This is a genomic window from Desulfofundulus sp., assembly GCF_049701015.1.
Classification (GTDB): domain Bacteria; phylum Bacillota; class Desulfotomaculia; order Desulfotomaculales; family Desulfovirgulaceae; genus Desulfofundulus.
In genome coordinates, this window is record NZ_JBNATZ010000197.1 from 1 (window position 1) to 4647 (window position 4647).

12 protein-coding genes are annotated in these 4647 nt (G+C 52.6%); 6 read left to right on the top strand and 6 right to left on the bottom strand.

Annotation, left to right across the window (positions count from 1 at the left end; translation table 11 throughout):
• Positions 1 to 14: 14 nt before the first annotated feature.
• The 3 genes from ACPLUI_RS11190 to ACPLUI_RS11200 all read right to left on the bottom strand — a co-directional run bounded on the left by ACPLUI_RS11190 (position 15) and on the right by ACPLUI_RS11200 (position 1315).
• Positions 15 to 170, bottom strand: coding sequence for a hypothetical protein (locus ACPLUI_RS11190; protein WP_424660343.1), 156 nt, complete (start codon positions 168 to 170; stop codon positions 15 to 17).
• 488 nt (positions 171 to 658) lie between these two features.
• The gene (locus tag ACPLUI_RS11195) at positions 659 to 904 is read right to left on the bottom strand and encodes a hypothetical protein (protein ID WP_424660344.1); all 246 of its coding nucleotides are present in this window, start codon (positions 902 to 904) and stop codon (positions 659 to 661) included.
• Between the two features lie 204 nt (positions 905 to 1108).
• Positions 1109 to 1315, bottom strand: coding sequence for a helix-turn-helix domain-containing protein (locus ACPLUI_RS11200; RefSeq protein WP_424660345.1), 207 nt, complete (start codon positions 1313 to 1315; stop codon positions 1109 to 1111).
• 122 nt (positions 1316 to 1437) lie between these two features.
• Between ACPLUI_RS11200 and ACPLUI_RS11205 the strand changes: the two genes are divergently transcribed.
• The gene (locus tag ACPLUI_RS11205) at positions 1438 to 1740 is read left to right on the top strand and encodes a helix-turn-helix domain-containing protein (protein ID WP_424660346.1); all 303 of its coding nucleotides are present in this window, start codon (positions 1438 to 1440) and stop codon (positions 1738 to 1740) included.
• Positions 1741 to 1745: 5 nt separating this feature from the next.
• Here ACPLUI_RS11205 and ACPLUI_RS11210 read toward each other — a convergent pair whose 3' ends face one another.
• The gene (locus ACPLUI_RS11210; RefSeq protein WP_424660347.1) at positions 1746 to 1958 is read right to left on the bottom strand and encodes a helix-turn-helix transcriptional regulator; all 213 of its coding nucleotides are present in this window, start codon (positions 1956 to 1958) and stop codon (positions 1746 to 1748) included.
• Between the two features lie 84 nt (positions 1959 to 2042).
• Between ACPLUI_RS11210 and ACPLUI_RS11215 the strand changes: the two genes are divergently transcribed.
• Entirely contained in the window at positions 2043 to 2273 is a 231-nt protein-coding gene (locus tag ACPLUI_RS11215; protein ID WP_424660348.1) for a helix-turn-helix domain-containing protein, read from the top strand.
• Between the two features lie 17 nt (positions 2274 to 2290).
• Positions 2291 to 2605 carry a hypothetical protein gene (locus ACPLUI_RS11220; RefSeq protein ID WP_424660349.1) on the top strand — a complete coding sequence of 105 codons (315 nt, stop codon included), beginning with the start codon at positions 2291 to 2293 and terminating at the stop codon, positions 2603 to 2605.
• A gap of 10 nt (positions 2606 to 2615) precedes the next feature.
• Here the strand turns inward: ACPLUI_RS11220 and ACPLUI_RS11225 are convergent, their stop codons facing one another.
• On the bottom strand, positions 2616 to 2840 hold the full coding sequence (locus ACPLUI_RS11225) for a helix-turn-helix transcriptional regulator (protein ID WP_424660350.1): 225 nt from the start codon (positions 2838 to 2840) through the stop codon (positions 2616 to 2618).
• 85 nt (positions 2841 to 2925) lie between these two features.
• Between ACPLUI_RS11225 and ACPLUI_RS11230 the strand changes: the two genes are divergently transcribed.
• Positions 2926 to 3153, top strand: coding sequence for a helix-turn-helix domain-containing protein (locus tag ACPLUI_RS11230; RefSeq protein WP_072870857.1), 228 nt, complete (start codon positions 2926 to 2928; stop codon positions 3151 to 3153).
• Here ACPLUI_RS11230 and ACPLUI_RS11235 read toward each other — a convergent pair.
• Positions 3114 to 3311: a hypothetical protein gene (locus ACPLUI_RS11235; protein WP_424660351.1), complete on the bottom strand. Its 198-nt coding sequence runs from the start codon at positions 3309 to 3311 to the stop codon at positions 3114 to 3116. The two genes, ACPLUI_RS11230 and ACPLUI_RS11235, sit on opposite strands and share 40 nt — an antisense overlap.
• A gap of 161 nt (positions 3312 to 3472) precedes the next feature.
• On the opposite strand from ACPLUI_RS11235, the gene ACPLUI_RS11240 reads away from it, so the two are divergent.
• Together ACPLUI_RS11240 and ACPLUI_RS11245 are read left to right on the top strand one after the other, a co-directional pair.
• Complete coding sequence (locus ACPLUI_RS11240) at positions 3473 to 4174, top strand: creatininase family protein (RefSeq protein ID WP_424660352.1); 702 nt, start codon at positions 3473 to 3475, stop codon at positions 4172 to 4174.
• On the top strand, positions 4167 to 4647 hold a 481-nt coding region (locus ACPLUI_RS11245; protein WP_424660353.1), incomplete at its 3' end, for a GntR family transcriptional regulator. The genes ACPLUI_RS11240 and ACPLUI_RS11245, both read left to right, overlap by 8 nt.

Sequence of the window (4647 nt, forward strand, 5' to 3'; positions counted from 1 at the left end):
AATAAATATATCCCTCATCTGCCCCATTTTGGATTCAGCCCCAGAGCAAGGGCTACGGCCTTTACGCCGTGCCTGCCTGCCAGGCCCCATGCCCTGCGCAGGACGGTAAAACGCTCGTAGCTATCAGAAGCAGCGCGGTAAGCCCTGGCCAGTTCAGCTATCGTGTACACGCACGCATCCGCTCCCTTGCTATACAGTACTGGCAGTACTCAACCCAGCGGGAGAACCGTTTCGGCACGGGATATTCCGCCACCCTGTTTCTTATACCCCACCGCCGAATTGCACGCCGGGCGTAACTTCTTATAGCATCACGGGTTTTGGGACTGCTCGGAACGCGCATAAGCCCACCCCTTGATAATTTTGGCCGCTCTTCGTCCCGGCATCTTTTCCGTTCTGCCAGGTCCCCGGCCCGCCACGGGGAGGCGGCGACCTCTTGGGCCGGATCTCCCGTGCCCGAAAAAAGAGCACGGGTGCGCCGGATTCAGCCTCCTACCCGCCACGCCGTCTCCAGGGGGAAAAGGGCCGGAACCAGCATGCGGGCTGGACGTCATTTCGCCGCAGGCGCAGTAAAAGTGAATCTTAAAGCTTTTGGCTTTAAGAAAATCGTTTCTGGCTTGTATCCGCTGTCCCCGGTATGTAAAGGGTTAGGTCGCGGGCGCTACCCCGCGCCAGCTTGAGCAGGCTTACCATGCCTGCCGGTCCGGGCTCCCACGGCAAAACCTGTGAGAGTTGTCCCCGCCCCCGGATTAGCGGTCCGGTTGGAATTTGTCGGCATGTAACCGGAAAGCCGGGCCGTCGGGCACCCGTGCACGCCTGCCTGCTTACCCGTCAGGCTTACCCGTTGACCACGGGGCTGCTTCCGGAGTCGTGCCGCACGCCCCCGTCGTCCCGTTACCGGAACCAAGGCCCCGTGCGGCCGTTTCCCCGCTCGCCCTCCCCGTGCGCCTCCGTCACGGCAAAGAGGTCATTCCTTCTGCATGCCACCTGGCAAATAGTTTCGGCAGAAGGGTCGTCCCCTCTCCCGAACCGTTACGCAGAAACGGTCCGGGACAAAGGACGATGAATCTTTTAATCAAAACAGGAAAATCGTATTCGATTGGCTAATTATCTAGTTAGAATCGTTATCTTCAAGTAAAGCACTGGCAGGAACGTTGAGTGCAGTAGCAAGTTTACGTAGGATTCTTACGGTGGGTTGTTTGGTGCCTGCTTCCAGGTAGGCTATAAATGACTGCGAAACTCCAGATATCTCAGCCAGCTTTGTTTGGCTGAAGCCGCGGGCCTGTCGTAATTCTTTGAGCTTTTGGGAAAGCTCCATTGCAACCACTCCATCTACTCAAATTCTATATCTATAGAGCTAGCATGTCAACTCTATAGTGATGATTTAATTGTTAAATTTTTGTCCATATTGAGTCCAAAGAACTTTTAGGAGAAATCTTCATGGATATTTCCTCAAGATTGGTTGCCTTACGTGAAGCTCGAAAAATGAGTAAAAACCAGTTAGCTCAGAAGTCCGGGCTGGCACAATCATTTATAAGTGCTATCGAAGCCGGGAAAAAGCAACCTACTGTCGATTCTCTCTCTCGTATATGCAGTGCCCTCGGCATAACCTTGGCTGATTTTTTTTCTCAGGACTCTCAGGATATTCCCGTTCATCTTCGGCCTTTAATTGAAGCCGCCCGGGACCTCTCCCCGGAACAGGTGGAGGTTCTGGTTCAGGTGGCCAGGCATATGAGGCGATAATAGCACTACTTTGGTTTCTCATTGGTTACCTCCAGCAGCTCACTTGCGGGAATGCCGAAGAATTTCTCCAGGCGCTGGGCCACCTCCCAGGAGGGACTATGGTGGCCATGCTCGATTTCGCAATAAGTTGATTTAGCTAAACCGAGATATCTTGCTACATCTACCTGTTTTAGGTTTTTATTTGTTCTAGCTTTAATGAGATTATGACGAAGTCCCATAATACCACTCCAGTTAGTTCGGACATACCGAACCACCTAACTTTATTGTAGTTCGGGATATCCGAACCGTCAAGAGGTTGTTCCATGATTTCCAAAGTTTTTTCGGCGCGACTCAGGCAATTAAGGAAGGCTAACAATCTCACCCTTGAGCAAGTTGGTCAAGCCATCGGTATGCGTAAAAGTTCGCTGAGTGACATAGAAAACTGCAAACAACCCATCAGCTTTGACGCGGCCATCCGCCTCGCCGACTTCTTTGACGTCAGCATCGATTTCTTGCTTGGCCGGACTGACAACCCCAAAAGCCACAAGTTGTAGGCGAAAGGAGAAAAGCCATGACCAATGAGGAATTCCAGAGCCTCGTGCTTCAGCAGCTTGAAAAGATTAATAAACGTCTCGATTCTCTTAAAGAGGGCCAGCTCCATCTAGCAACCCGTCTTGACAACGTGGACAACAAGGTGGATAGGCTGGAACTTCGTCTCGAAAATGAAGTCATTGATAAGATGCGTGCCCTCCTTGACGGTTTCACACTGAGGGGCGACCAGATCGAGCGGCTGCAAAAACACCTCGATGAACGCCTGGACAGCATCGAAACCGATACCCGTTATCTCGTTGCCAGAGTCGCCAGGTTGGAGAAGCTGGCGAAGTAGGTAGTCATGTTCACCTTTTGTTCCCCTGCGGCGCAGGTTGTTCAGGCTCCACAGCCAGCAATTCACTTGCGGAAATTCCGAAGAATTTTTCCAGGCGCTGGGCCACCTCCCAGGAGGGGTTTCGGCGACCAGTTTCTATGTGGCTATATGTCTTTTTGCTAATACCAATTGCCAAGCTTACTTGTTCTTGGGTTAGCCCCAATTTCTTTCGACTGTTCAATAGGGCTTTCCTCATGATTGCACACTACCTTGTCTCCTATAAGGAGACTTGGCAATTTGATTATAGTCTCCTATAAGGAGACTGTCAAGGATGTTTCTCGATGTTCTCTAAAGAGGTTTTTGGCCAGAGATTGCGCCAACTACGACAAGAAAGTAAGCTATCACTAGAGCAACTCGGTAAGAAAATCGGAGTGGCTAAACAAACTGTTGGCCACTGGGAGACCGGTTACAGGTTACCTCCCTTAGACGTAGCGGTGGTTCTCGCCGACTTCTTCGATGTATCCCTGGACTACCTGGTCGGCCGCTCCGACGACCCGCGCAGGCACTGATCTTCCTGGCGTTTCTTCGCCTGTATCGAACCGCCGGAGGCATTCCTGGCATACTGGAGCATCTTCAGGAATGCAGCCATACCCTCTTCGTACCTGCGCTCCCAGCCGGAAACAGGTACAAACCTCACATTTATTACATAGGTGGGTGGCTTTCTCAACAGCTATCCCTCCCCGGCCTGCTGGCCTTATATTTAGTCTAGATCAATATTATATGTTGAGTCAAGTCCCAGTTTATCTGCACCCTGTACTTTTCTTGTTTTTTGGGGTAAACTAGTATTGAGCTTATTCTTAATCAAGACCAAAATAGGAAGTGATTTTTATGGACCGCTTTTCTACCTGGGAAGACCTGAAGGGTGTAAAAGTTGCTTTCCTGCCCGTGGGGTCCCTGGAGCAGCACGGGCCACATCTTCCCCTGGGTACCGACGGGATTATCGCGGAGACGCTGGCCAGCAGGCTGGCTGATATTTTCGCACCGGCCTACCTGCTGCCGCTGCTTCCCTTCTCCTCTTCTTTTGAACATGCCGGTTTTCCGGGAAGCATTTCCCTCAAAGTGACGACCATTGCTTCGGTAATTTCCGACGTGGTGGAGTCCCTCGCCTTTTCCGGCATCGAGAAACTTGTCATCGTCAGCTGCCACATGGGTAACCACCTCCTGAGAAACGTCGTCCAGGAATTGAATTATCCCCGCCCGCGGATGCTGCTGCTCCCATCCCGCCATCACTGGGAAAGGGCTTACCGGGCGGCCGGGTTATCCTCCTCCCCTTCCCGGGACATGCACGCCGGTGAAGGTGAGACATCCATTATCATGCACTTGTTCCCCGAAGCCGTACGGTACCGGGAGATGAAGGACGTCGACCGTCCGGAGCGGCAGTTGCTCGAAACCCTGGGCATGAAGGCTTATACCGAAACCGGAGTTATAGGTTTTCCTTCTAGAGCTTCTGCTGAAAAGGGAGCAATGCTTTTGAACGCCCTGACAGAAGAAACAGCCAAAACGGTAAAGGAGTTTGTTGAAATTGGCTGAGCAATTTACCTGGCAGGAAATAGCAGCAATCCTGAGAGAAAGAATTCTTTCGGGTCAATTGAAACCGGGACAGCCCTTTCCGACCAACAGGGAATTGATAAACGAGTTCGGTGTCTATGTAAGCACCATCCAGAACGCCGTAAACGCTCTCATCAGGGAAGGCCTGGTCGTCACCTCCGGCCCCGGCAACAAGCGCCGTACCGTAAGGCCACTGCTGGAGCGGTCGGTACGCCGGGGAGGTTTCCTGACCGAGTTCGGGCCACGGGCCAGGCTGGAAATCCTGGAGCTAAGGGTCATCCGCAGTTCCAGAAAGCTGCCGGCAGCGGTTCTCAAAGAGATGGACCTGCCGGTGCTGAGGTACTTCACCCGCCAGTGGCGGGACGAAATTCCCGTCGCCCTGTCGGATGCGTATATTCCCGGGGCTGTCCCGCTCAGAGAGTTGAAGGCGCTTATTTCCGACCCCGGCAAAGACC